The sequence below is a fragment of the Chromobacterium sp. Rain0013 genome, from assembly GCF_015291765.1.
GTDB lineage: Bacteria > Pseudomonadota > Gammaproteobacteria > Burkholderiales > Chromobacteriaceae > Chromobacterium > Chromobacterium haemolyticum.
The window spans coordinates 14772-38328 of sequence record NZ_CP031514.1 but is presented as its reverse complement, the minus strand read 5'-3'; the positions used below and the strand labels follow the sequence as shown (position 1 = coordinate 38328).

The window sequence follows — 23557 nt, the reverse complement described above, 5'->3', positions numbered from 1 at the left end:
CGAGCCTGGAACATCCCTGATTATGGACACCTTAAAAGCATTGATGGTCTTCATGACCACGGCGGAAAACGGCAGTTTCTCCGACGCCGCGCGCAAGCTGGGCGTATCCCCGGCTGCTATCAGTCAGAGCATTGCCCGGCTGGAGCAGGAACTGGAGGTTCGCCTGTTCAACCGCACCACGCGCCAATTGACGCTGACCGAGGACGGGCGCCGTTTCTACGCCCAGTGCCGCGGGCCGGTCAACAATCTGGATTCGGCGATCAATCAGTTGAAGGCCAGCCGCGACGAGCCGGCAGGTCATCTGCGGGTCAGCATGCCCAACTCCTTTGGCCGGCGTTTCATCTTGCCCATCATGGGCGAGTTCTGCGAGCGCTACCCCAAGGTGCGGGTCTTCTTTGGCCTGGACGACCACTTCAGCGATTTGATCGAGGACGGCTACGATGTGGGCGTGCGTTCCGGCATGATGCCGGACAGCCGCATGGTGGCGCGCAACTTGGCCCAGATGCCGCTCTACGTGGTGGCGTCGCCGGGGTATTGGGATTTGCATGGCCGTCCGAGCGCTCCGGAGGAGTTGAGCAACCACGATTGCATCAATTTCCAGTTCCCGACTTCCGGCCGCCTGTTCAAGTGGGAGTTCGATCGCAAGGGCGAGCGGATTCCGTTGGAGGTCAACGGCACCTACACGCTGAACGAGATGGAGGCGGTGGCCGAGCTGGCGCGTCTGGGCATGGGCGTGGCCCAGTTGCCGGGTCATGAGGTGGTGCACCTGATCCGTTCCGGCGAGCTGGAGCCGGTGTTGACCGATATGGTGTCGCTGGAGCGCTCGATTTACATCTGCTTCCCGCATCGCGATCACATCGCGCCGCGCACACGGGTATTCGTTGATTTCGTCGTGGAGAAATTGGCGGATCATCCGGACATCATGGCGGATCTGCCGGGCCTGGATTTGAGCGCCAAACGCAAGGCGGCTCAGAAAAACTCAGTCTGATCCCGTCTCCGCTTCATCCGAAAGCCAGCGCTCGCGCTGGCTTTTTTGTTGTCTTTTTACCGCTGCGAGCCATCCTTTCTCTCAGGTGTTGTTAAATATAATGAGCGCGTGTATTGTGTTTTTATACCAATCATGAACGGACGCTACGCGTTCGCTCTGCCAAGGAGACAGCTATGAACGCGCCGGCCCGACAAGAACATACCCGCTCTTATTACGCCGCATCGGCCAATCCGGCGCCGGAGCGCCCGTCCTTGCAGGGGGCTTTGCAGGTCGATGTCTGCGTGATCGGCGCCGGCTACACCGGCTTGTCCGCGGCGTTGCATTTGGCGGAGCGCGGTTATCAGGTGGCGGTGCTGGAGGCGGCGCGGGTGGGCTGGGGCGCATCGGGCCGCAATGGCGGCCAGATCGTCAACAGCTATAGCCGCGATATGGATGTCATCGAGCGCCGGCACGGCAAAGCGGCGGCCGAGGGGCTGGGCGCGATGGCTTTCGAAGGCGGGCGCATCATTCGCGAGCGCATCGAGCAGTACAACATCCAGTGCGATCTGAAAAACGGCAATGTGTTCGCCGCCTTCACCCAGAAGCAGTTGGATGAACTGGCGGCGAAGAAGCGTTTGTGGGAGCGCTACGGCCATACCGGTTTGCAGTTGGTGGATCGCGAGGGCATGCGGGGCATCGTGGCGTCGGATCAGTACGTCGGCGCTTTGCTGGACAATTGGGGCGGGCATATTCACCCCTTGAACCTGGCGCTGGGCGAAGCGGCGGCGCTGGAGTCCCTTGGCGGGCGGATTTTCGAGCAGTCCGCGGCGCTGAAGATTCATCCCGGCGGCCGGGTGCGGGTGGAGACCGCCGGCGGCGAGGTTGGTTGCCGCTTTCTGGTGGTGGCCGGCAACGCTTATCTGGGCGATCTATTGCCGGCTTTGGCGGAGAAGAGTCTGCCTTGCGGCACCCAGGTGCTGACGACCGAACGGTTGCCGGAAGCGCTGGCCAAGAGCCTGTTGCCGGGAGACCACTGTGTCGAGGATTGTAATTTCCTGTTGGACTATTACCGGCTGACCGCCGACAACCGGCTGTTGTACGGCGGCGGCACCGTGTACGGCGCGCGCGATCCGGGCGAGGTGGAGCGGCTGATCCGCCCCAAAATGTTGAAAACCTTTCCGCAGTTGGCGGATTACAAGATCGAGTTTGGCTGGACCGGCAATTTCTCGCTGACCTTGTCGCGGCTGCCGCAGGCCGGGCGCATTGGCGACAATGTCTATTACTCGCAGGGGTGCAGCGGCCACGGCGTGACTTACACCCATCTGGCCGGGCGTTTGCTGGCGGAGGCCATTGACGGCGACAGCCGGCGCTTTGATCGTTTCGCCGGCCTGCCGCACTATCCCTTCCCTGGCGGACGCGCGTTCCGTGTGCCAATGCTGACCATGGGAGCGTGGTGGTACGGGCTCAGGGACCGCTTGGGGCTGTGAGTTAGTCGTCGGGGGCGAGGCGCCGCTCGCGGTTGGCGCTGCCGGCTTCGCCCACCACGCGGTTGCGGCCCGCGTTCTTGGCCGCGTACAGATACATGTCGGCGCGGTGCAACAGGGTCTCCGGCATGTCGTCCAGGGTTTGGGTGGCCACGCCGATGCTGGTGGTCAGGCGGTTCACCGCCGGCAGTTCGGTCTGCGCCAAGCGCTGGCGGATATCATCGGCCAGCGCCATCGCCCCGCTCTGCTCGGTTTCCGGGCAAATCAGCAGGAATTCGTCGCCGCCCCAGCGCGCCACCGTGTCCAACTGGCGCGCGCGTTTTTGCAGTAGTTGGCCAAAGGCGGCCAGCACTTGGTCGCCTGCCAGGTGGCCGAAATTATCGTTGACGTCCTTGAAGTGGTCGATGTCCAACAGCAGCACGGAGAAGGGCCGTCGGGTACGGTAGGAGCGCTCGGTTTCGCGTTCCAGGATGGTGTTGGCCTGGCGACGGTTGGCCAGGCCGGTGACCGCGTCTTGGCCGGCGATGGTGTTGAGCTCTTGCAGCATGGCGTGGGATTCGCGGGCGCGGCGGTAGGCGAACAGCGCCAGCGATACGGCCAGGTTGACGCAAAGCAGCAGCGCCAGCGCCATGGTTTGCGCATTGACGTCGCCGGAGTTCAGCCACTGGTAACGCTGGGCCAGCCAGAATATCAGCAGATTGGCCAGGAGCAGGGTGGCCAAGTCGAGCAAGATCTGCCGGAGGCTGAACAGGCGTGGCTTCATGGGGCTTGGGCCGTTTCCGATGAGTGCAGGCCGCCGGGAGGCGGTTAGATTGCGTTGATTCTTTTCGGATTAGCCCAAACTTGGCCCGGCCACAAGGAGTGCGCGCCGGCAATACGTTATAAGCACTTGTTCACGAACTGCTGAGCATTGGCGATACGGCCTTGAAAACAAGCTAAAAACGATCATGCACCGCTCGTGTATTCCGCTTTTTCGCTCGTTTTCGCCTTTGCTCGCGAGACGTTTAACAGGTGATTAAACGGCCATGAAGCGCCCCAGCGGCGTGGCGCTCCAGTCCACGCTGTCCAGCAGGTTCTTGACGATGAGCCCCAACTCGGTGTCGCCTTCAATCAGCAGTTTGCGGTGAAAAAACAGCGTGTCCGGGTCTTCCTCGCGCAGCATCATCCGGGCGAAGTCGGCCAGCGTGGCGGAGAGCTGCAAATCCGGCGCGTGGTCTTCCTGGTCGCGGCGGAAGCCTTGCTCGTCGGCGCGGAAGCGCAGGGTGAGGCCGGCGTCGAGCACGCGGATGGCGAAGCGGCGGCCGGTCAACAGCGCCATGTCCGCGGGCAGCACGCCGCGCCGGGCCAGTTGATTGAGGCTGGCGGCCAGCAACCAGGCCGGCGGCGCGGCCGGCAGCCGGGACAGCAGCGCCGCGGCGGCGGAGGGCAGGGCTAGATCAGGAATGCGCATGGGAGGCTCCTATGGCTTGGTTGCCGGCCTGGCCGCGCCAATAGCCGTCCACCAGTTCGGCGTCGGCGTGGCGGCTGCTGGCGGACAGCAGCGCGTCCGGGTCGGTGCCGTCCAGCGCTTGGCGGAACAGGGCGACGATGTCGCCGGTGGCGCGCGACTGCGGGCTGACGCGCACGGCGTCGACGCCGATGGCGGACAGGCCGCGCAGATGCGGCAGCAGGCTATGGCAGCCGGCGGACAGGGTCTGGATGCCGTTGAGGGTGAGGAAGTCCTGCTGGTCCTGGGTGCGCATGGTCAGCCCGTCCGGGTGTTCCAGGCAACGGAACTGGCAGTCGTCCTTGCTCAGATTGTAATGACGGGCGGTGAAGCAACGCGCGGAGAGCGCCAGCGGCAGCTTGCCCCAGGCGAACAACTCGGTGGCGATCGGCGCGCCGATCTCGGCGTAGCGGGCCAGCAGTTGAGCCAAGGTGGCGCGGTCCATTTCCACCGGCGGCACCCAGCGCTCGGCGCCCCAGTCGCGGATCAGCTTCAGGGTGTCGGCGTTGTAGATGTTGAGGTGCGGGCCGGCGACGAAGGGCAGGCCGTGTTCGCGGGCCAGCTTGATCGCGCCCAGGTCGTTGGCTTCCAGCGCGATGTCGCCGTTGGCGGCCAGCTGGCGCGCGCGGCGCAGGTCGGATTCGCTTTCCAGCAGCGCCTGACAGCTGAGGGTGACGCGTTTGCCGGCGGCGGCCAGGTCGCGCGCTAGCGAGATCCAGTCCTGCGGCCGCATCTGCTGGCGGCGCGAGCACACTACTTCGCCCAGATAAATCCGGTCCAGCGGCCAGTCGGCGGCGGCGGCGTAGAAGTCCAGCAGGGTGTCGCGCGGCCAGAAGAACAGCACAGGCCCCAGCGTCAATTGCAGTTTGAGGGTTGTCATTGTCGGTTTTCCATGGGGGCGGCGCTCATTTCCACGGCCGGTTGTAGGCGCCCAGCGTCTGCTGCTGTCCTTCCGACACCTTGTTCAGCGCCTGGTGCCAGGCCGGGCGCGCCTGGAAGCGCGCGCCGTCGCGGCCGGCGGCGTCCAGCGCTTCGCGCAGCGCTCGCGTCACCTGAGCCACGTAGGCCGGGCTGCGCTGGCGGCCTTCCACCTTGATGGCGGCCACGCCGCTGGCGATGATTTGCGGCAGCATGTCCAGCACATTGAGGCTGGTGGGCTCTTCCAGCGCGTAATAGGTTTCGTCGCGCACCTGGAAGCGGCCCTTGCACAGCGTGGGGTAGCCGGCGGGTTCGTCGTCGCGGTAGCTGTCGATCAGGATGTGGTTGAGGCGGGCGTTCATGCGCCGCTCGTCCGGTTCCCAGCGCACGAATTTGGCCGGCGAGCACACCCCGTGTGTGTTGGGCGATTCGCCGGTGGCGTAGCTGGACAGCTGACAGCGGCCTTCCACCATCACGCACAGGCTGCCGAAGCCGAAGACTTCGATTTCGACGTCGGTGTGTTCAATCACGTGGCGCACTTGATCCAGGGTCAGCACCCGAGGGAGCACGGCGCGGCGGATGCCGAACATGTCGCGCGCCAGATTGATGGCTTCGTAATTAGTGGCCGAGCTCTGCACCGACATGTGCAGGCGCAATTCAGGGTGGCGTTCTGCGGCGTAGGCCATCAGGCCCAGGTCGGCCAGGATCAGCGCGTCGGCGCCCAGGGCCGCGCCTTGGTCCACCGCCGCGCGCCAGCGGCCGGCGTCTGCGCCTTGGGCGAAGGTGTTGATCGCCAGTAGCACTTTGCGACCGTGGCGATGCGCATAGGCGATGCCTTCGCGCGCGCTGGCGTCGTCGAAATTCAGCCCGGCGAAATTGCGGGCGTTGGTCTGGTTTTTCAGGCCCAGGTAAACGGTGTCGGCGCCGTTGTCCACCGCGGCCTTGAGCGCCGGCAGGCTGCCGGCGGGGCAGACCAGCTCGGGCAGGGATGTGTGCAGAGCCATCTTGGTCGGTCCGGTTTAAAACCCGCCGACGATAACAAGCCCCGCGTCGCGGGGCCTTGTTCTGGGTCAAGCGCAGGCCGGGCGCCTGGAGAATCAGAAGAAGGGCACCACCATCTTGGTCTTGGCCACCAGCACGATGTAGAACACCGCGGCCAGCGCGCAGAGGAAGGCGATCAGCCGGGTTTGCGGCGTTTTGCCGCGGCGCAGCGCGACGGTGCCCAGCGTCACGTAGAGCACCAGGCCCACGATCTTGGCCAGCAGCCACGGGCTTTGCAGGATGGGCCAGCCGCCCATGACCACCAGCGCGATGGCACAGCCCAGCAGCAGGGTGTCGATGACGTGGGGCAGGATGCGCACCGGCTTTAGCGCCAGGAGGTGCTGTTTGCCGCCCAGCATCAGGCCGCCGCGCACGGCGAACAAGAGAATCGACAGATAGGCGAAGCCCATGTGGGCGTGTTTGACGATCAGATAAGGATACATAGGCGTCCGGAAGTTAAAAACCTGTTGAATGTCCGCTGCGCTTGGTGAAACCTTGGGCAAGCTTTAGGGCTTGAGCGCGCTTAACGATAGCGCGCCCATAATACCCGCGCCGCGCCTGTTTGCGGGTTCGGCGTGCCGCCGCCGTCGCCCGGCAAACCGTTCTGACCGCTGATGTCGATCACGGTTTCCGCGCCCAGGCTGTTCAGCGGCCGGTTCGGCGGCGGAGCGCCGGGCAGCCGGCTTTGCAGCGCCGCGCTGACAGGGCCGTAGATATGCGTGCTGCCGGCGGTGTCCAGCGTGTCGCCGGCCAGCACCGCGCCGTGTATCCGATTGCTGGCGCCCAGCTTGATCTTGCCGCCGCTGAAAGCTTGGGCCGCATCGTAGCCGCCGGCCAGCAAGGCGATGCCGAGCAGAGGGGATTCGCGCAGCGAATTCCGGTCCGCGCCGCAATGGTTCAGCGGATAGACGCCCGGGAAGTCCGCGCTGCGGCATACGCGCGCCGCGCCGGCCTGGCGCAGGCTCCACAGTTCGACATTGCTGCTGGTTTCGATGTGGCCGGTGGCAAGGAGGGTGTTGTCCAGCCGGCCGTACAGCGACAGATTGCCTTCGAACAGCACCACGCCGGGCAGCATGCCCAGCGGCGGTTTGAGGCGCAGCAGCCATTGCTGCGCGTTGCTGCCGGCGAGGCAGCTTTCCGCATCGCTTTCGCACAGACGCAAAACCGGCTGGCCGGTCACCGTCGCGCAGCGCCTGCCGTCGGCCTGCAAGGCTGGACACAGATCATTGCGCTGCCAGTCCTCGGCCCGCTGCCGGCCCAGGCGGTAGACCGCGCCGTCCGGCACGCCGGCGACGTGTTGCAGCCGGATCCGGATGCGCTGCAGCGCGTCGGCGGAGCGGTCCGCCGGGTCCCAGTAGACGATGAGGTTGGCGGCGTCGCGGTAATCGTTGGCATTGATGCGGGTGGCGCCAAGGCGGAATTCCGGCACGGGCTCCAGCGGCACTTTCAAGCCGGCTTGGTGGCGCACCCGCACGGTGTTCGGCGGCGCTTGGCGCGGCTGGCCGGCGGCGTCGAAGATCTGCGCGCCGTTGTGGGTGAAAGCGCCGCCAATGATGCCGTCGTCGATGTTGGCGTTGCCGCGGGTGTCCAGCAGGCCCTGGGCGCGCAGCGCGTTCAGCCGGTTGCCGCTGCTGGAGCGCACATCCCCCTGGCTCAGCAATTGCGCGGAAATGGCGACGTTGCCGGCCAACGTCACGTCGCCGATGGCCGTCAGCCGGCCCACCCGCTCGCCGTTGCTGCTGACCGCGCCGTTGGCGGCGGCGGTTTCCACATCGCTGCCATTGCCCATGGTGATGTTGCCGCGCGCTTTCAGCGTCAGAAACTGGCCGCTGTTGACGCGGATGTCGCCGTTGCTCCACAGGCTGAGCGGGGCCTGGCCGTCGCCGCGGGCCGGATTGCCCTGGAACAGGATGTCGCCGGTGGCCTGGATCGCGCTGACGCCGGTCAGGCTGCCGCTGGTGTCCACCGCGCCCTCCACTTGCAGCAGCGCGTCTTTGGCGCCGGTGACCACAATATTGCCGCTGGTGGACAGGCCGCCGCGGATTTGCGCCGCGGCGTTGGCGGTCGGAGACGGCGGCGCGCCGTTTAATTGGTAAACCACCTCCAGCGTCACCGTGGCGTCGCCGCTGCGAGCGGTGATCCAGGCCGCTGCTTTGTCGTCGTCGACCACGGCGCCGCCGGCGCGCGGCGCCGGCAGCAGTTTGATCTGAAGGGCGTCGGCCAGCCCCTGGCTTGCAAGCGGCAAGCTGGCGCGGTCCAGGCTCAGCGCGGCGCCGTCCTGTTCCAGCGCCTTCAGTTGCGCCGGCGTCAGCGCCGACAGGTATTGCCGTACCAGTTCCGCGCCGGTCCAGGCGCGCCACTGCGCTTCGCTATTGCCGCGCAAGGAGCGGGTCAGTTCCTGCTGGCCGCGCAGGTGGTGCATGCCGCCCAGGGCCAGCGCGGTCAGGGCCATGCCGGTGAGCAGCACCATCAGCACCGCGGCGACGCCGCGTTGCCGGCGCGGCGGGAGGGAGCGAGCCTTCATGAGGGGGCCGCCAGATTGGTCAGGCAGCTGGCGAAGCTGCGGCTCTCGCCTTGCTGCGCGTTGTCGTAATTGAGCAGCAGCTGGGGAAAGGTCTGGCTCGCCGCCGTTGCCGCCGCGTAGGGCCAGCAGGGCTGCTCCAGCCGCAAAGCCATGTTGAGCCTATGGCGCGGCGGCAGCGGGCCGGTCAGCGCCCGCGCCCGCCATTGCGAAGGCTGGCTTAGAGCGTCTGAGATGACGGCGCAGTCGTCGGCTTGCAGCTGGTACACGACGCTGTTCTGGCCGGCTTCGCCCAGCCGGGCCACGCCGCGGCAGGCGTAAGCGCCTGCGTCCAGCTGCGGGCGGTAGCGCCACACCGCGGCGTTGCCGCTGCCGGAGGCCGCCGGCGCGGCGCTGAGCGCGGTGACGGCGCCGTCGGCGTTCAGGCGCAAATCGCTTATCGACAGCAATAGCAGGTTCTGCTCGCGGCCGCCGCCGGCGCCGAAGCCGGCTTCCTGGGCCTGCTGCTGCACGCTAAGCAAGGCCGCCATCAGCTGGCTGTCCCGCTGCGCCAGCTTGGCGCTGCCTTGGTCCGGGTCGAACACGCTGCGCGCGGTCTGTCGATACAGGGTCAGCATCGCCAGGGTGGTGATCAGCGCCAGCAGCATGCCGATCAGCAGCTCCAGCAGGCTAAAGCCAGAGGCGCGTTTATTCATGATTGCTCAGGGTGAGAGTGGACGATGCCGCGTCTTGCAGCTGCAAGGTCTGGCCGCGCAGGGCGGCCTTGGCGGAGATCTCGGCGCCGCCGTTTTGCGCTTGTCCGCGCAAGGTCACCGCGGGCGCGGAACGGCAGGCCAGCCGCGCGGTGGCGTTGACGCCGCTGGCCAGCGGCCAGTTGCCGGCGCTGTCGCAGGGCAGGCCGCCTTGTTGCAACTGTTCCCGCGCCTTGCTCAGGGCCAGCGCGTGTTGTTGCAGTTGCTGCTGGCTGCCCAGACTGCGCGCATTGACAAAAACAATGCCCAGGCCGGTCAGCATCAGCAGCAACATGGCGATCAGGCTTTCCAGCAGGCTGATGCCGCTTTGCGCCTTATAAGTCACCGCTGAGTTCCTGTTGAGTCCCGCGAATGCAGTAGGCGGGCCGTGTGCCGCAGACAACGCCGGCCGCTTGCGTCGTCAGCGGCTGGCCCTGGTTGTTCAAGGCCAGGCATTGCGCGGCGGGCGTCGTCAGGCAACTTGTCCCCAGCGTCACCGGGCGCGGCGCGGCGGCGCGCCACAGCGCCGCGCCGTGGCAGCGTTCGCCCTGGGTGCCGCTGGCCGGCGCGCCGGCGAATACGCACAGCTGGCCTTCGGCGCTGGACATCAATACCGCGGCCGCTTGGTCCGGCGGCGCCGCCTGCGGGTTGCTCAGCGCTGCGGCCTGGGTTTGGGCGTAGGCCCGCGCCAACTGGCTGCGCGCCAGCGCCAGCTTGTGAGCGTCGCTCCAGCCTTGCGCCAGCGGCACGCTTAGCAGGGCCAGCAGGCCGATCAGCGCCAGCGTCGCGCACAATTCCATCAGGGTCAGGCCGCGCTGGCGGCGGGGAGGGCTCACCATTGGGTCTGGCACGCGGAGGTGCTGGTGTTGGCGCTGTGATCGGCGCCGCTGAGTTTCAGCACGCAGCCGGACAGCTGCGGGCCGACGCCGCTGGCGGTGAGCAGGAAGCTGCCGCTCTGCGGTTGGTAACCGTAGTTGAATTCCGTTTGAGCGGGTTGCCAACTGTTGTTGCCCAGCGCGGCGCGGATGGCGCTGGCGCTGTCCGCGCTGGTGGCGGGATAAGCCAAGTGCAGCAGTTTGTGGTTTTCCAAGGCCAGGCTCAAGGCCATCAGGTCGCTCTTGGCGGTATTGGCCTTGGCCGCCTGCACGTGGCGCTGGTAGGACGGCACCGCCACCAAGAGCAGGATGCCGACGATGGCGGCCACTACCATCATCTCGATCAGGGTGAAGCCGGAATGGCCTTGAGGCCGGACGGACGCGCTCACGACATCGCCTCGTTAAATAAATGTCATATTTTAGCGGCATTGGATTTATATTGGTATTGATTGGCATCAATATGCTTTGTAAGTATCCAATTGAGGGGCTAGCCGCTCACGATGAACAGGGGCGCGGCATAATCTGCCGCGCGCGGCGCATGCGGCCGATCCGGGCCGCGGATGCTACACTTGGCCTGATTTCACCACCCGTCGATTCCCTCATGCTGCTTCTTTACCAGTCCAACCGCTTGGAGCAATTGGGCCAGCTTTTTTGCGGAATGAGCCAGAGCTTGCCGCTGTCCGACCCGTTCGCGCCGGAAACCGTGATCGTGCAGAGCCGCGGAATGGGGCGCTGGATCACGCTGGACCTGGCGCGCAGCAACGGCGTGGCCGCTAATCTGGACTTCGTGTTGCCGGCGGCCTTCGCTTGGCGGCTGATGCAGCGGGTGATGCCGGAGCTGCCGCGCAAGTCCTCGTTTGCGCCGGAAGTGCTGAGCTGGAGGCTGATGGAGCTGCTGCCAACCTTGGAGGGAGAGCCTTTTCTCGCGTTGTCGCGTTATCTTGAGGGGGGCGAGGCGGCCTGTTTCGAACTGGCCGGCAAAGTGGCGGACATCTTCGACCAATATCTGGTGTTTCGGCCGGATTGGATCCGCGCCTGGGAAGCCGGCCAGTTGCAGGGCTTGGGCGAGGACGAAGCCTGGCAGGCCGCGCTGTGGCGGCGGCTGGCAGACAGCGACTCCAGCCGCCATCGCGTGCGCATGCTGGATGAATTCTTCGCTGAACTGAAGGCCGAGCACCTGCCGGAACGCGTGACGCTGTTCGGCATCGCCAGCCTGGCGCCCATGTATCTGGCCCTGGTCAAGCGGCTGTCCCAACTCACCGACGTCTGCCTGTTCACCCTCAACCCCTGCGAGGCGTATTGGGGCGACATCGTCGACGCACGCCGCAAGCTCAAGCTGAGGCAAAAGGGCGATTTGTTCGCCACCGAGGGCCATCCCTTATTGGCCTCCTTGGGCAAGCAAGGGCGAGACTTTTTCGAGTTGATCGCCGAAGACAGCGAGTTGGACGCGCGTCCCTTGTTCGAGGCACCGCGCGGCGATGCGCTGCTGGCGCGGCTGCAACGCGACATCCTGCAATTGAACGACCCCAAGGACGCGCCGCGACCGCTGGCGGCGGATGACGATTCGGTGCAGATCCACGCCGCCCACGGGCCGATGCGCGAATTGGAGGTGCTGAAAGACCGCTTGCTGGCGATGTTCCGCGACGATCCGGGGCTCAATCCCGCCGACGTGGCGGTGCTGACGCCGGACATCAATAGCTACGCGCCCTATATCGACACCGTATTCGGCGCCCGTCCGCAGGAGGACGCGGCGCCGGATATCCCTTATAGCATCGCCGACCGCCGCATCGCGCGGGAAGAGCCGTTGCTGGCCAGCTACGCCGCCTTGCTGGATCTGGCGGACTCCCGCTTCGCCGCCGATCAGGTGTTGGCCTTGCTGGATGCGCCGGCGCTGCTGCGCCGCTTTGGTTTGGACGACGCCGACGTGCCCTTTGTGCGTCAATGGGCGCGTGAAGCCGGCATTCGCTGGGGGCGGGACGCCGCGCACAAGGCGGCGCTGGGCTTGCCGGCGGACCCCTTGTTTACCTGGCGCTGGGGTTTGGACCGGCTGTTGCTGGGCGCGGTGTTGCCGCCGGCCTTGGCCGGAGACGACAGCGGTCTGTACGCCGGCCTGCTGCCGCACAGCAGCGCTCAGGGCCAGCTGGCGGAAGCGCTGGGGCGTTTCGCCGCTTGCTACCGCGAACTGGAATGCACGGCGGAGGAGTGGGCGCTCCCGGCCAGCCCGGCGCGGTGGGCTGAGAGGATGCAGCAGGCTTGCGAGCGTTTGTTCGACGCCGACGCTGACGACGAGAAAGCGCTGGAAGTACTGCGCGGCGCGCTGGCGGAATTGGCGGAGGACGCGGAGCTGGCCGGTTTTGAACAGCAGGTGGGCTTGCCGGTGGTGCGGGATTGGCTCAAGCGCAAGCTCACGCTGGCCTCTCCGCTGGGCTTTCTTTCCGGCGGCGTCACCTTCTGCGCGATGGTGCCGATGCGCTCCATTCCCTTCCGCGTGCTGTGTCTGATCGGCATGAACGACGGCGCTTACCCGCGCGACGAACGCCCGGTCAGCTTTGATCTGGTGGCGCGCCATCCGCGCCGCGGCGACCGCTCGCGCCGCTTCGACGACCGCTATCTGTTTCTGGAGGCCATCCTCTCCGCGCGCGAAAAACTGTATTTGTCCTATGTGGGGCAGTCCGCCCGCAGCGGAGAGACACTGCCGCCGTCGCCGCTGATCGCCGAGTTGCTGGACTGCTTCTCCGCCATGTGCGGCCAGGATCTCGGCCGGACGTTGACGGTGCGCCATCCGCTGCAGCCATTTTCGCCCGCCGCCTACGACGGTGCGGATCCGCGGCTGGCCAGTTTCGAGCCCACCTTCGCGGCGGCTTTGTCGCAGCCGGAGGCCGCGCCGCGCTCCTTCGCCGGCGCTTTGCCGCCGGCGGTGCTCAGCGGCGTGGTCAATCTGCATGACTTCATCCGCTTCTGGCGCAATCCGGTGCGCGCTTGGCTCGCGGACCGGCTTGCCATCCGTCTGTTTGGCGGCGACGAGGAATTGCCGGTGCGCGAGCCCTTCTCCGTGGACGGAGACGCCAGCCAGGCGGTGCGCAGGCAACTGGTGGACGCCATGTTGCACCGCCGTCCGCAAGCGCCGGTCAGAGAGCGCGTCGCCGCCGCCGGCCTCTTGCCCCCGGCCGCGTTGGGCCGGGCCTGGCTGGTGGAGGAGGCGCGTTCCAGCGTCAAGCTGGCGGCGCGGCTGCCGGCCGCTCTGAGCCGGGACGTTCTGCCGCCGCAGCCGGTCCATCTGCACGCGGCCGGTCTCACCCTGGTGGGCGAGCTCACCGGATTGCGTCCCGAAGGTCAGCTGAACTTTGTCGTCGGCAAGATTAACGCCGCCCAGCGCGTGGCCCTGTGGCTGAGCCACCTGATTCTGTGCGAGGCGCGGCCGCCGGGCGTGGCTTGCCGCACCGTCTGCTACGACGACACCGGCAGCCTGCTGCTGGAGGACGAGCCGGAGGCTCTGGCCTTGCTGGAGCCGTGGCTGGCGCGCTGGCGCCAGGGCCAGGATCAGCCCTTGCCTTGGTTCGGCCGCACCAGTTGGGCTTACGCCGAGACCTTGGCGGCGGAGCCGGAGCGGCGCGACAAGGCGATGCAGAAGGCGCTGGAGAAGTGGGATCCAAGCTTTGTTCGCGAAGGCGGCATGGCGCAAAAGGACGAGGCCGCGATCGCATTGGCCTTTCGCAATCAGCAGCCGCTGGACGACCCTCTGTTCGCCCAATTGGCGGAAACACTGCTGCTGCCGCTGGCGGAACGGCTGCAGGGCGGCGGCGAGGATTGAGGCGGCAGACGCCGGTTTATTCCTCCGGATACGGCGCTTCGAAGTGCTGCTGGTACAGGGCCTGGATCGACCCGTCTCGCCGCATGCCGGTCAAGGCCTGCTGAAAGGCCTCCACCACCGGCCGCGGCACGCTGCTTTTGCTGAAGATGAAATAAGCGCCTCCGGTATTCCAGACTGGAGCGAGCGGCACGACCTCCGGTTCCGTAGCCTGGGCCTGCAGCGCTGCGCGCATGGTGGCGCTATTGGCCAGCAACAGGTCTAGCCGCTTGGCCCGCAGTTTTTGGACATTGATGTCCAGAGTCGGCCCGATATCCACGCTGACCGTGGGCGGCGGCTGTTTCAGCCAAGCGTCTATATTCGTCCCGTAGCTATCGCCGCGGGTGACGCCGAGGATGAGCTTGCCGTGCTTGCCTAGGTCTTCCAGCCGGTGCGTCGGCCATTGCGCGACGCGGCTGCGCAGGCCCCACAAACGCACGGTGGTGGGGCTGTAGGCCCAGACGAAGCGGGCGAAAGACTCGCGCTCCGGCGTTTTCAGCGCTTCCATCGCCAGGTCCACCAATCCGTTTTTCAGGCTCAGCAAGGTCCGCGGCCAGGGCATCTGCTGATAGTTGAGCCGGCAGCCGGTCCGGCGAGCGGCTTCGTTGAGCACGGCGACGGAGTAGCCGTCCAGCTGTTGGCGCGCGGACAGGTAGTGGTATGGGGGCCAACTGTCCCACCCTACGCTCAACTCCCGGCTGCAGACGCTCGGTGTCAGCGGAGGCGCGGCCTGAGCCAGGCCGACGCATAGCGCCGCGGCGCAGATCAATCCGTGGACAGCGGCGCGGAGAGTTCCGGCTTGCAGGCGGCGCATGGCTAGGCTCCAGCGGGAAATGCTTCACTATAGCTGGGCGGTTGGGGATAACTTGACGCTCTCGCTTCATCCTGTGGATAAGGCTCGCTCATAACACCCCTGACCCTGCGTTGCGCCTCCTGGGGGGAAGACTTGTACTGTTTGCGAGGCTCTCTGCGAGGTGCGGCTCTGGGCGGGGAGGCGGAGGGCGGCGGAAATGCGAAAAGGGTCAGCTTGCGCTGACCCTTTTCATCTTGGTGGCGAATCAGGGACTCGAACCCCGGACCTGCGGATTATGATTCCGTCGCTCTAACCGACTGAGCTAATTCGCCATGAAGACTTGTCGAAAACAATTCTTCGCAAACTGTGGTGGCGAATCAGGGACTCGAACCCCGGACCTGCGGATTATGATTCCGTCGCTCTAACCGACTGAGCTAATTCGCCACGTTTTTCGATGCACGAGTGCACCGAGACGCGAAATATACGCAGCTGAAAGCCGGCTGTCAACAAGATTCTCGCGGCGGCCGTCTCACAGTGTGTAGCAGCGATCGCCGCGCAGAAACCCGCTCCAGTCTATGCTCACGCCCTTGCCGAAGCCTATGGCTTTGAACAGCTCGCCCATTTCCGACGGAGACAGTAGTTTTTGGACCGCTGCGGCATGCGGCAGATAACCGGCGGCGTCCGCCGGGTCCAGTTGCTCCAGTAATTGAGTGATGCCGGCGTTGATCAGGAACTGGGCTTGGGTGGTGTAGCCGATCAGGTCCAGGCCGGCGTCTATGCCGGCTTGGGCCGCCGCGCTGAAATCAACGTGGCAGGTCAGGTCCATCAGGCCGGGAAGGAAGAAGGGATCGTCCACGGTATGGTGGCGGTAATGGCCTATCAGCGTGCCCATATGGCGCTGCGGGTGATAGTACTCGGCGGCGGGGAAACCGTAATCCAGCAGCAGCACGGCGCCGCGCGCCAGCTTCTGCGCCAGGGTGTGGATGAACCCGATATTGGCCGGGCTGATTTCCGACAGATAGTCGTTGTGACGCGGCTCGATGGCCTGGGCCAGCTGCAGTAGTTGCGGGTCTTCGATGGCGCGGTCCGCCCAGACGAAGCGTTCGCCGTCCAGCGCCACGCCGCGTTGTTGTGGTTCGGGGGTCCAGTGGATCAGCTCGCAGGGCATGGCGTCCAGCACTTCGTTGCCGATGATCACGCCGTCCAGCTGTTCCGGCAACTGGTCCAGCCACTGCACGCGCTCGGCCAGATGGGGCAGAGCTTGGCGGATATTATGTTGCTGGCGCTCGATCAGGTCCGGGGACAGGTCGACGATGCAATAGCGTTCCGGCAGCGCGTTCAGCGCTTGCAGTTCGCTGAGGATGTCGATGGCGAGTTTGCCGGTACCGGCGCCGAATTCGTAGAGAATGTTGGCGGTTTGCGGCAGCAGCTCCGCTAGCTGGCGCGCCAGCGCGCGGCCGAACAAGGCGCTCATTTCCGGCGCGGTGGTGAAGTCGCCGGCCGCGCCCAGTTTACGGCTGCCGGCGGCGTAGTAGCCGAGGCCGGGCGCGTACAGCGCCAGTTCCATGTAGCGGGAGAACGGCATCCAGCCGCCGCGCTGGCGGATTTCCGCCTGGATGGCGTGGACGAGGCGTTGGCTGATGGCCAGCGCGTCGGCACTGGCTGCGGGTAAGGTGGTCATGGCGGGCATCCTGCTACAATGTGCCGCGATTGTGGTGGAAACTGGCGGACAGGAGAAGAGGGTGACGCTATTTTACCGTTGGATGGCCGGCTGCGCCGGCGGCCTGATGCTGGGACCGGCGCTGGCTGCGCCGCAGTGGACGGTGAGCAAGCCGTATCCGGACAACCCCTTGCAGGTGGCCAGCCTGGACGGCGAGGCGACGGTGGGGCGCAGTCGTTTTCCAGTGATGCTGGAGCTGGCCTGCCGAGCTGACAGCCCGCCGCTGCGGATGTCGCTGCATGTGTCCGATCAACTGGGCGGTTGGGACGTGCGCCCGTTCGAGGGGCCGGGCGGCCTGGGCGAGCGCCGCAAGCTCAAGCTGGGCATGGCGGGTTTGCGCCGCGGCACGGACAGCCACTTCGCGGGTTGGTACGAGGCGGACGGGCGCTTTGTCTTCGAGTGGCCGTCGCAGGGTGAATTCTTCGCCTGGCAGTCCGCCACGCACAAGGAGTTGTTGGTGACGATAGACGGAGCTAGCCGCAAGCACGGCAAGTTGGAGGCGCGCTTCACGCTGCCGCCCTCCAGCCAGGCGGCTTTGGCGGTGGCCCTGCCTTGCATGGGCAAGAAGTAGGCGTTGCGGCCGGCGTCATCGCGGCGCAACGCGTGTATGGGAGCCTGCGGCAGCAGGCGGAGATTCAGAGGAGCGGGAATGGCGGATCAGGGGACGACAGGGGAACAGAGAGTGGCGCTGATCAGCGGCGCGGCGCGGCGCGTGGGCGCGGGCATCGCCCGCCATTTGCATGCGCGCGGCCTGCGGGTGGTGTTGCACTATCGCGGTTCGCGCGGCGAGGCGGAGGCCTTGGCGGCGGAGTTGAACGCGGCGCGGCCGGACTCCGCGCGGCTGTTGCAGGGAGACTTGCTGGACACGGCGGCCTTGCCGGCGCTGGCGGCGCGGGCGGTGGCGGCGTTTGGGCGGCTGGACGGTCTGGTCAACAACGCATCTAGTTTCTTCCCCACTGAGGTGGGCCGGATCGACGAGGCGGCCTGGCATGATCTGATGGGCAGCAATTTGAAGGCGCCATTATTCCTGTCCCAGGCGCTGGCTCCCGAGCTGGCCAAGCGTCGCGGGGCCATCGTCGGCATCGCCGATATCCATGTGGAGCGGCCAATGGCTCGGCATGTGGTCTACAACCTGGCCAAGGCTGGTCATGCCCAGCTGATTCGCAGCCTGGCGATAGAGCTGGCGCCGTCGGTGCGGGTCAACGGCGTCTCGCCCGGGGTGAATCTGTGGCCGGAGGATGACGCGTCTTTCGATGCGGCGGAGCGCGCGGCGATAGAGGCCAGTATTCCCTTGCGCCGCACCGGGGTGCCGGAAGACATCGCTCAGGCGGTGGCCTTCTTGTTGTTGGACGCCGGCTACGTCACTGGCCAGATTCTGGCGGTGGACGGCGGCCGCAGCGTGGTGTTGTAGGCGCGGGAGGGATCGGCCGCGCCCGCGCCATATTCGTCGTCATGGATTTCGCCGCGGAAAAACAGTAAAATCGCCTGTTTTTCAATTTCTTAGCCGTACTCCATGTCCGAAGCAAGCAGCGTCTTCGACGACAAGGCCAAAAAGGCCGTGTTTGAAGGCAATAAACTGGCCAAGCGCCTGCGCCACCATGTGGGTGACGCCATCAATGACTTCAATATGATAGAAGAGGGCGACCGCGTGATGGTCTGCCTGTCCGGGGGCAAGGACAGCTATACCTTGCTGGACATTCTGCGCGGCTTGCAGAAGTCCGCGCCTATCGATTTCTCCATCGTGGCGGTCAATCTGGACCAGAAACAGCCGGGCTTCCCCGAGCATGTGCTGCCGGAATATCTAGACTCCATCGGCGTGGAGTACCGCATCGTCGAAGAAGACACTTATTCCATCGTCAAGCGGCTGGTGCCCGAAGGCAAGACCACTTGCAGCCTGTGTTCGCGGCTGCGCCGCGGCATTCTCTACCGCGTGGCCGACGAATTGGGCGCGACCAAGATCGCGCTGGGTCATCACCGCGACGACATCCTGCACACTCTGTTTCTGAATATGTTCTACGGCGGCAAGCTGAAATCCATGCCGCCCAAACTGGTGTCCGACGATGGCCGCCACATGGTTATCCGCCCGCTGGCTTATTGCCGCGAGAAGGATATTGAACGCTACGCCGCGCTGCGCGAATTCCCCATCATTCCATGCAATCTGTGCGGCTCGCAGCCCAATCTGCAGCGCCAAGTGGTCAAGGAAATGGTCAACGACTGGGACCGTCGCTTCCCCGGCCGGCTGGAGAGCATGTTCCGCTCGCTGCAAAATGTGGTGCCGTCCCACCTGGCCGACACCGCGTTGTTCGACTTTGCCGGCCTGAAGACCGGCGACGCGCCGTTCGAAGGCGGCGACACTGCTTTCGACAAGGAAGAATTCCGCGATCCGCCGCCGCCTAGGGACGACGAGGCCGAAGCAGCGCCGAAGAAGCGCACCATCAGCATTCTGGATTCGCGTAATCCAGCGGGCGAGGGCTCCGGCTGTGGCGCGTAGGGCCTTGCATCCGTTCCGCCGCCGCGTGCGCGCCGCTGTGGATGAAATGCCGGAGGTGGAGATATCGGAGGCCGGCAATATCCGCTCGCTGCATTTGGGTTCGGAAACCATACAGAGTTCTATGGATCTGGATGACCCCGCCGAACTGGTGTTGTCGTATAGCCGGGCGATGATGGGTTTCCTGTTGTGGAACGACGAACCGCAGCACATTTTGCAGATTGGGCTGGGCGGTGGTTCGCTGGCGCGCTTCATCGATGAATATCTGCCGGACACGGTCAGCGTGGCGGTGGATATCAACCCTCAGGTGATCGCGGTGGCGCGGGCTTTTTTCCAGCTGCCGGAGGAAGGCGACTTTTTCGAGATCATCGAGGCCGACGGCGCGGACTACGTGAAAATTTTCCGTGGTTCCACCGATGCCATCCTGGTGGATGGTTTCGATGGCTTGCAGATTGTTGACGAGTTGACCACCGAGGACTTCTTTGAGGACTGCAAGCGCGCCTTGAGTCCCAAGGGAGTGTTCGTCACCAATTGGTGGAGCGGCGACAAGCGCTATCAAAGCTTCGTTGAACGTTTGCTCAATGTGTTCGAGGGCCGGGTGCTGGAGCTGCCTTCCGCCAGTCATGGCAATGTGGCGGTCATGGCTTTCCGTCAGAGCCCGACGCTGACTCAATGGGAGGCCTTGAAGGAACGGGCCGACCGGATGGAGTGCCGTTTCGGTTTGGAGTTCGGAGAGTTCGTCAATCGCTTGAAGTTGACTAATCAGCACACAGCTGGCCATCTGCTGATTTGAACGATGTCGCCCGGCGTACATTTGCTTACTCAATGGCTGTGGGTAAGCGGCGTATAATGCCGGCATACATGCCGTCAGTGGGCGGTTAACTGCGGCCAAGGGTGTTTGCGGGACGGTTTGCACCCTTGCCTCAGCTGCGAAGAGAATCCGCTTGAGCGGTTTCTGAGGCAGATCAGTACGGACAGAAACGGAAGGCGGCAAGCTGGCTTGCCGTTGAATGAACTTTATGGCGGTGGATCGGACAGTTTAGGGCAGGCGCGGCGCGGGCGGTTTCGCTTCCGCGCCGCTTGCCGTGAATGTCGTCGGATCCGCCGCTATCGTATTTACATACTGTTGGGACTTACACCGTGATCAAGCAGCAACTGCTCAATCGGATTGCAGATAAATCCGCCGTCATCGGCATTGTGGGCCTGGGCTATGTGGGCCTGCCGCTGATGCTGCGCTTCGCCGAAGTCGGCTACAAAGTGCTGGGCTTCGATATCGACCAGGGCAAGGTGGATGCCCTGATGGCAGGCCAAAGCTATATCGAACACATCGGCGCGGACAGCATCGCCACCGCGCTGAGCCGCGGCTTCGAAGCCACCACCGACTTCTCCCGCGCGGGCGAAGCCGACACGCTGATTTTGTGCGTGCCGACGCCGTTGAACAAATACCGCGAGCCGGATCTGTCCTTCGTGCTGAACACCATAGACAGCCTGGTGCCCTATCTGCGCGAAGGCCACCTGGTGTCGCTGGAGTCCACCACTTATCCGGGCACCACCGACGAAGAACTGTTGCCGCGCATGGAATCGCGCGGGTTGAAGGTGGGCGAAAACGCCTTTCTGGTGTTCTCGCCGGAGCGCGAAGATCCGGGCAATCCGGACTTCACCACCCGCACTATTCCCAAGGTCTGCGGCGGCGTGACCCCCGCCTGCCAGGAAATCGGCGTGGCGCTGTACAGCGCGGTGATCGACAAGGTGGTGCCGGTGTCCTCCACCCGCGCCGCGGAAATGACCAAGCTGTTGGAAAATATCCACCGCGCGGTGAACATCGGTCTGGTCAACGAGATGAAGATCGTGGCCGACAAGATGGGCATCGACATCCACGAAGTAATCCGCGCCGCGGCCACCAAGCCTTTCGGCTTCGTGCCCTACTATCCGGGTCCGGGCCTGGGCGGCCATTGCATTCCGATCGACCCGTTCTATCTGACCTGGAAAGCGCGCGAATACGGTGTCAACACCCGTTTCATCGAGCTGGCCGGCGAAGTGAACAGCAATATGCCCGACTACGTGGTGTCCAAAGTGGCGGCCGCGCTGAACCTGCGCAAGAAGTCCATCAACGGCAGCCGCGTGCTGGTGCTGGGCATCGCCTATAAGAAGAACGTCGACGATATGCGCGAAAGCCCGTCGGTGTTCCTGATGGAGAAGCTGCGCGATCTGGGCGCGGAAGTGGCTTACAGCGATCCGCACGTGCCGGTCTTCCCCAAGATGCGCGAGCATCATTTCGAACTGTCCAGCGTGGCGCTGAGCGATGCGGCCATCGCCAGCTACGATTGCGTGCTGCTGGCCACCGACCACGACAAGTTCGACTACGCGCAGATCAAGGCGCATGCGCAACTGGTGGTGGACAGCCGCGGCAAGTATCTGGAACCGGCTGACAATATCGTCAAGGCCTGATCCATGTGGCGGCGCTATCCGCGTTTGGGGGCGGTCCTGGCCTGGCTGGGGCTGTGCGCGCTGTTGGCAGGCGTCGTCGCGCTGCCGTTGCTGCGCTATTCCAAGAACTGGTTGCCCGTGGAGGCGCCGCTTGCCAAGGCTGACTGGATCGTGGTGCTGGGCGGCGAGAGCGGCCAGCGCGTGATCGGCGCCGCCGAACTGTATCATCGCGGCGTGGCGCCGCGGATCTTCGTCAGTGGCGAAGGCGATTGCAAGCTGATCGTCAATCGGCTAGTGATGGCCGGCGTGCCGGCACCGCGCATCGCTTATGAGTGCGTGTCGCGTAACACCTTCCAGAATGCCGAGCAGACTAGGGTTTCGCTGCAGGCGTTCCAGCCGAAGCGGGCGCTGTTGGTGACCTCTTGGTACCATTCCGCGCGCGCTTTGACCACTTTCCGCCAGGTGTGGCCGGAAGTGAACTGGGGCATGCATTTCGTCTACCCCGGCAATGATCTGTACCATACGCTGGCAGTCAACGAAGCCGGCGCGGTGCTGTCCGAATATGTGAAGACACTGGTGTATTCAGTGCGTTACTGGACTTTCAAATGATAGTTACCCCTCCGATTACCGATCGCAAGATCCGCTTTGCGCTGGTGGGCTGCGGCCGCATTGCCCAGAATCACTTCGGCGCTCTGGAAAAGCACGCCGACCGCGCCGAACTGGTGGATGTCTGCGACATCGACCCGGCCGCTTTGAAGGCGGCGGTGGAGCGCACCGGCGCGCGCTGCCACGCCAGCCTGGCCGACATGCTGGGCAAGACCGACGCGGACATCGTGATCCTGACCACGCCCTCCGGCTTGCATCCGAGCCAGAGCATCGCCTGCTCTGAGGCCGGTTTCCACGTGATGACGGAAAAGCCGATGGCGACCCGATGGGAAGATGGCCTGGAAATGGTCAAGGCCGCCGACCGCGCCAACAAGCATCTGTTCGTAGTCAAGCAAAACCGCCGCAACGCCACCTTGCAGCTATTGAAGCGTGCGATGCAGGAGAAGCGCTTCGGCCGTATCTACATGGTCAACGTCAATGTGTTCTGGACCCGTCCGCAGGAGTACTACGACGCGGCCGGCTGGCGCGGCACCTGGGAGTTCGACGGCGGCGCCTTCATGAACCAGGCCAGTCATTACGTGGATCTGCTGGACTGGCTGATCGGCCCGGTGGAAAGCGTGCAGGCTTATACCGCGACGTTGGCGCGAAATATCGAGGTGGAAGACACCGGGACTGTCAGCGTCAAATGGCGCAGCGGCGCGCTGGGCAGCATGAACGTGACCATGCTGACCTACCCGAAGAACCTGGAAGGCAGCATCACCATTCTGGGCGAGAAGGGCTCGGTGCGCGTCGGCGGCATGGCGGTCAATGAAATCCAGCATTGGGAGTTTGCCGAGCCGCATGAGATGGACGAAGACATCAAGCAGGCAAGCTACGCCACCACCAGCGTTTACGGTTTCGGCCACCCCTTGTACTACGACAATGTGATCAAGACCATGCGCGGCGAAGCCGAGCCGGAGACGGACGGCCGCGAAGGGTTGAAGTCGCTTGAGCTGCTTATCGCGATGTACCTGTCCGCGCGCGACGGCCGCCGCGTTAGCCTGCCTTTGGATTATTGATGGCGGTTTTCGGCCGGCCCTTGCCTGGGCGGCCTTGTTACATTGAAATTGGTTAGCGATGGCGGAAGAAAAGAAAGATCCCTGGCTTAATTACCTGGCATTGTGCACCGTGATTCTGGCGGTGTGCGCTACGCTGTCTACCTTCAAAGGCGGCGGCTATTCCACCCGCAGCGTGATCGCGCAGGCTCAGGCTTCCGATCAATGGGCCTATTATCAGGCCAAGGGAATCAAGGGCAATCAATACGAGATTGAGCGTGATCGCCTGCAACTGGAACTGGACACGCTGCCTGCCGCCGACGCCGCCAAGCGAGAGCGCTATCAGGCCGCGGTGGCAGAGGCCGACAAGCGAGCCCGGCGCTACGCGGCAGAGCGCAAGCAGATCGAGCAGAGCGCCCGCCGGCTGGAAGAGGAACGCGACCAGGCGCAGCGCCAGGGCAAACCGTTTGGCATGGCGGTGATCTTCTTGCAGGTGGCTATTCTGGTTTCATCGATAGCGGGCTTGTTCAAGCGCAAGCAGATCTGGTACGCCGGCTTGCCCATCGGCGCTCTCGGCCTCGTGTATTTCGCCGATGGCTTTTTTCTGTTTTTCTGAACA

At 64.8% G+C, this 23557-nt stretch carries 23 protein-coding genes and 2 tRNA genes; 11 read left to right on the top strand and 14 right to left on the bottom strand.

Annotation, left to right across the window (positions count from 1 at the left end):
• Positions 1-22 precede the first annotated feature (22 nt).
• Entirely contained in the window at positions 23-988 is a 966-nt protein-coding gene (locus DXT74_RS00200; protein WP_039755418.1) for a LysR family transcriptional regulator, read from the top strand.
• 173 nt (positions 989-1161) lie between these two features.
• Positions 1162-2454 carry an FAD-binding oxidoreductase gene (locus DXT74_RS00195; protein ID WP_043636231.1) on the top strand — a complete coding sequence of 431 codons (1293 nt, stop codon included), beginning with the start codon at positions 1162-1164 and terminating at the stop codon, positions 2452-2454.
• A 1-nt stretch (position 2455) separates the two neighbouring features.
• On the opposite strand, the gene DXT74_RS00190 is transcribed toward DXT74_RS00195, so the two are convergent.
• The 10 genes from DXT74_RS00190 to DXT74_RS00145 form a co-directional block, all read right to left on the bottom strand.
• Positions 2456-3214: a GGDEF domain-containing protein gene (locus DXT74_RS00190; RefSeq protein WP_019102348.1), complete on the bottom strand. Its 759-nt coding sequence runs from the start codon at positions 3212-3214 to the stop codon at positions 2456-2458.
• A 252-nt stretch (positions 3215-3466) separates the two neighbouring features.
• Positions 3467-3901, bottom strand: a complete 435-nt coding sequence (locus DXT74_RS00185) for an SCP2 domain-containing protein (protein ID WP_107732924.1) — start codon at positions 3899-3901, stop codon at positions 3467-3469.
• Complete coding sequence (locus DXT74_RS00180; protein ID WP_194427064.1) at positions 3888-4817, bottom strand: U32 family peptidase; 930 nt, start codon at positions 4815-4817, stop codon at positions 3888-3890. Before DXT74_RS00180 ends, DXT74_RS00185 begins: the two co-directional genes overlap by 14 nt.
• A gap of 25 nt (positions 4818-4842) precedes the next feature.
• Complete coding sequence (locus tag DXT74_RS00175) at positions 4843-5859, bottom strand: peptidase U32 family protein (RefSeq protein WP_019102351.1); 1017 nt, start codon at positions 5857-5859, stop codon at positions 4843-4845.
• Positions 5860-5952: 93 nt separating this feature from the next.
• The gene (locus DXT74_RS00170; protein WP_194427063.1) at positions 5953-6339 is read right to left on the bottom strand and encodes a SirB2 family protein; all 387 of its coding nucleotides are present in this window, start codon (positions 6337-6339) and stop codon (positions 5953-5955) included.
• Between the two features lie 80 nt (positions 6340-6419).
• A complete protein-coding gene (locus DXT74_RS00165; protein ID WP_194427062.1) occupies positions 6420-8420 on the bottom strand; it encodes a hypothetical protein in 2001 nt (666 codons plus the stop codon).
• Positions 8417-9112: a hypothetical protein gene (locus tag DXT74_RS00160; RefSeq protein WP_081556547.1), complete on the bottom strand. Its 696-nt coding sequence runs from the start codon at positions 9110-9112 to the stop codon at positions 8417-8419. The genes DXT74_RS00165 and DXT74_RS00160 overlap by 4 nt, the downstream gene beginning before the upstream one ends.
• Positions 9105-9494 carry a hypothetical protein gene (locus DXT74_RS00155; RefSeq protein WP_081556548.1) on the bottom strand — a complete coding sequence of 130 codons (390 nt, stop codon included), beginning with the start codon at positions 9492-9494 and terminating at the stop codon, positions 9105-9107. The genes DXT74_RS00160 and DXT74_RS00155 overlap by 8 nt, the downstream gene beginning before the upstream one ends.
• Complete coding sequence (locus DXT74_RS00150; RefSeq protein ID WP_081556549.1) at positions 9484-9987, bottom strand: prepilin-type N-terminal cleavage/methylation domain-containing protein; 504 nt, start codon at positions 9985-9987, stop codon at positions 9484-9486. The genes DXT74_RS00155 and DXT74_RS00150 overlap by 11 nt, the downstream gene beginning before the upstream one ends.
• Entirely contained in the window at positions 9981-10412 is a 432-nt protein-coding gene (locus tag DXT74_RS00145; protein WP_194427061.1) for a type IV pilin protein, read from the bottom strand. Before DXT74_RS00145 ends, DXT74_RS00150 begins: the two co-directional genes overlap by 7 nt.
• Positions 10413-10624: 212 nt before the next feature.
• Here DXT74_RS00145 and recC point away from each other — a divergent pair, with 212 nt between their 5' ends.
• On the top strand, positions 10625-13834 hold the full coding sequence (recC, locus tag DXT74_RS00140; protein ID WP_194427060.1) for an exodeoxyribonuclease V subunit gamma: 3210 nt from the start codon (positions 10625-10627) through the stop codon (positions 13832-13834).
• A 16-nt stretch (positions 13835-13850) separates the two neighbouring features.
• On the opposite strand, the gene DXT74_RS00135 is transcribed toward recC, so the two are convergent.
• From DXT74_RS00135 to DXT74_RS00120, 4 genes are all read right to left on the bottom strand, one after another.
• Positions 13851-14684 (bottom strand): ABC transporter substrate-binding protein, encoded by an 834-nt coding sequence (locus DXT74_RS00135; protein WP_194427059.1) that lies wholly within the window; start codon positions 14682-14684, stop codon positions 13851-13853.
• 234 nt (positions 14685-14918) lie between these two features.
• Positions 14919-14995 (bottom strand) — tRNA-Met (locus tag DXT74_RS00130).
• Positions 14996-15030: 35 nt separating this feature from the next.
• A tRNA-Met gene (locus tag DXT74_RS00125) sits at positions 15031-15107 on the bottom strand.
• An 85-nt stretch (positions 15108-15192) separates the two neighbouring features.
• Complete coding sequence (locus DXT74_RS00120; RefSeq protein WP_194427058.1) at positions 15193-16344, bottom strand: class I SAM-dependent methyltransferase; 1152 nt, start codon at positions 16342-16344, stop codon at positions 15193-15195.
• A 61-nt stretch (positions 16345-16405) separates the two neighbouring features.
• Here DXT74_RS00120 and DXT74_RS00115 point away from each other — a divergent pair, with 61 nt between their 5' ends.
• The 8 genes from DXT74_RS00115 (at position 16406) to DXT74_RS00080 (ending at position 23554) form a co-directional block, all read left to right on the top strand.
• On the top strand, positions 16406-16954 hold the full coding sequence (locus tag DXT74_RS00115; RefSeq protein WP_162788113.1) for a hypothetical protein: 549 nt from the start codon (positions 16406-16408) through the stop codon (positions 16952-16954).
• Between the two features lie 78 nt (positions 16955-17032).
• A complete protein-coding gene (locus DXT74_RS00110) occupies positions 17033-17794 on the top strand; it encodes a pteridine reductase (protein WP_081556555.1) in 762 nt (253 codons plus the stop codon).
• A 102-nt stretch (positions 17795-17896) separates the two neighbouring features.
• Positions 17897-18874 carry a tRNA 2-thiocytidine(32) synthetase TtcA gene (ttcA, locus tag DXT74_RS00105; RefSeq protein ID WP_194427057.1) on the top strand — a complete coding sequence of 326 codons (978 nt, stop codon included), beginning with the start codon at positions 17897-17899 and terminating at the stop codon, positions 18872-18874.
• Positions 18864-19664: a polyamine aminopropyltransferase gene (locus DXT74_RS00100; protein ID WP_039755638.1), complete on the top strand. Its 801-nt coding sequence runs from the start codon at positions 18864-18866 to the stop codon at positions 19662-19664. Before ttcA ends, DXT74_RS00100 begins: the two co-directional genes overlap by 11 nt.
• Positions 19665-20014: 350 nt before the next feature.
• Positions 20015-21319, top strand: coding sequence for a nucleotide sugar dehydrogenase (locus DXT74_RS00095; protein ID WP_194428015.1), 1305 nt, complete (start codon positions 20015-20017; stop codon positions 21317-21319).
• 3 nt (positions 21320-21322) lie between these two features.
• On the top strand, positions 21323-21907 hold the full coding sequence (locus DXT74_RS00090) for a YdcF family protein (RefSeq protein WP_194427056.1): 585 nt from the start codon (positions 21323-21325) through the stop codon (positions 21905-21907).
• Positions 21904-22962 (top strand): Gfo/Idh/MocA family protein, encoded by a 1059-nt coding sequence (locus tag DXT74_RS00085; RefSeq protein WP_304489226.1) that lies wholly within the window; start codon positions 21904-21906, stop codon positions 22960-22962. Before DXT74_RS00090 ends, DXT74_RS00085 begins: the two co-directional genes overlap by 4 nt.
• A 58-nt stretch (positions 22963-23020) precedes the next feature.
• Positions 23021-23554 (top strand): DUF4337 domain-containing protein, encoded by a 534-nt coding sequence (locus DXT74_RS00080; protein ID WP_043636175.1) that lies wholly within the window; start codon positions 23021-23023, stop codon positions 23552-23554.
• Positions 23555-23557: the final 3 nt, after the last annotated feature.

Coding starts and splice junctions, on each gene's coding strand:
- DXT74_RS00110 (WP_081556555.1), top strand. CDS start 17,033: ATGGCGGATCAGGGGACGACAGGGGAACAGAGAGTGGCGCTGATCAGC.
- DXT74_RS00165 (WP_194427062.1), bottom strand. CDS start 8,420: ATGAAGGCTCGCTCCCTCCCGCCGCGCCGGCAACGCGGCGTCGCCGCG.
- DXT74_RS00185 (WP_107732924.1), bottom strand. CDS start 3,901: ATGCGCATTCCTGATCTAGCCCTGCCCTCCGCCGCCGCGGCGCTGCTG.
- DXT74_RS00080 (WP_043636175.1), top strand. CDS start 23,021: ATGGCGGAAGAAAAGAAAGATCCCTGGCTTAATTACCTGGCATTGTGC.
- DXT74_RS00200 (WP_039755418.1), top strand. CDS start 23: ATGGACACCTTAAAAGCATTGATGGTCTTCATGACCACGGCGGAAAAC.
- DXT74_RS00175 (WP_019102351.1), bottom strand. CDS start 5,859: ATGGCTCTGCACACATCCCTGCCCGAGCTGGTCTGCCCCGCCGGCAGC.
- DXT74_RS00170 (WP_194427063.1), bottom strand. CDS start 6,339: ATGTATCCTTATCTGATCGTCAAACACGCCCACATGGGCTTCGCCTAT.
- DXT74_RS00090 (WP_194427056.1), top strand. CDS start 21,323: ATGTGGCGGCGCTATCCGCGTTTGGGGGCGGTCCTGGCCTGGCTGGGG.
- DXT74_RS00150 (WP_081556549.1), bottom strand. CDS start 9,987: ATGGTGAGCCCTCCCCGCCGCCAGCGCGGCCTGACCCTGATGGAATTG.
- DXT74_RS00120 (WP_194427058.1), bottom strand. CDS start 16,344: ATGACCACCTTACCCGCAGCCAGTGCCGACGCGCTGGCCATCAGCCAA.
- DXT74_RS00085 (WP_304489226.1), top strand. CDS start 21,904: ATGATAGTTACCCCTCCGATTACCGATCGCAAGATCCGCTTTGCGCTG.
- DXT74_RS00190 (WP_019102348.1), bottom strand. CDS start 3,214: ATGAAGCCACGCCTGTTCAGCCTCCGGCAGATCTTGCTCGACTTGGCC.
- recC (WP_194427060.1), top strand. CDS start 10,625: ATGCTGCTTCTTTACCAGTCCAACCGCTTGGAGCAATTGGGCCAGCTT.
- ttcA (WP_194427057.1), top strand. CDS start 17,897: ATGTCCGAAGCAAGCAGCGTCTTCGACGACAAGGCCAAAAAGGCCGTG.
- DXT74_RS00160 (WP_081556547.1), bottom strand. CDS start 9,112: ATGAATAAACGCGCCTCTGGCTTTAGCCTGCTGGAGCTGCTGATCGGC.
- DXT74_RS00195 (WP_043636231.1), top strand. CDS start 1,162: ATGAACGCGCCGGCCCGACAAGAACATACCCGCTCTTATTACGCCGCA.
- DXT74_RS00135 (WP_194427059.1), bottom strand. CDS start 14,684: ATGCGCCGCCTGCAAGCCGGAACTCTCCGCGCCGCTGTCCACGGATTG.
- DXT74_RS00180 (WP_194427064.1), bottom strand. CDS start 4,817: ATGACAACCCTCAAACTGCAATTGACGCTGGGGCCTGTGCTGTTCTTC.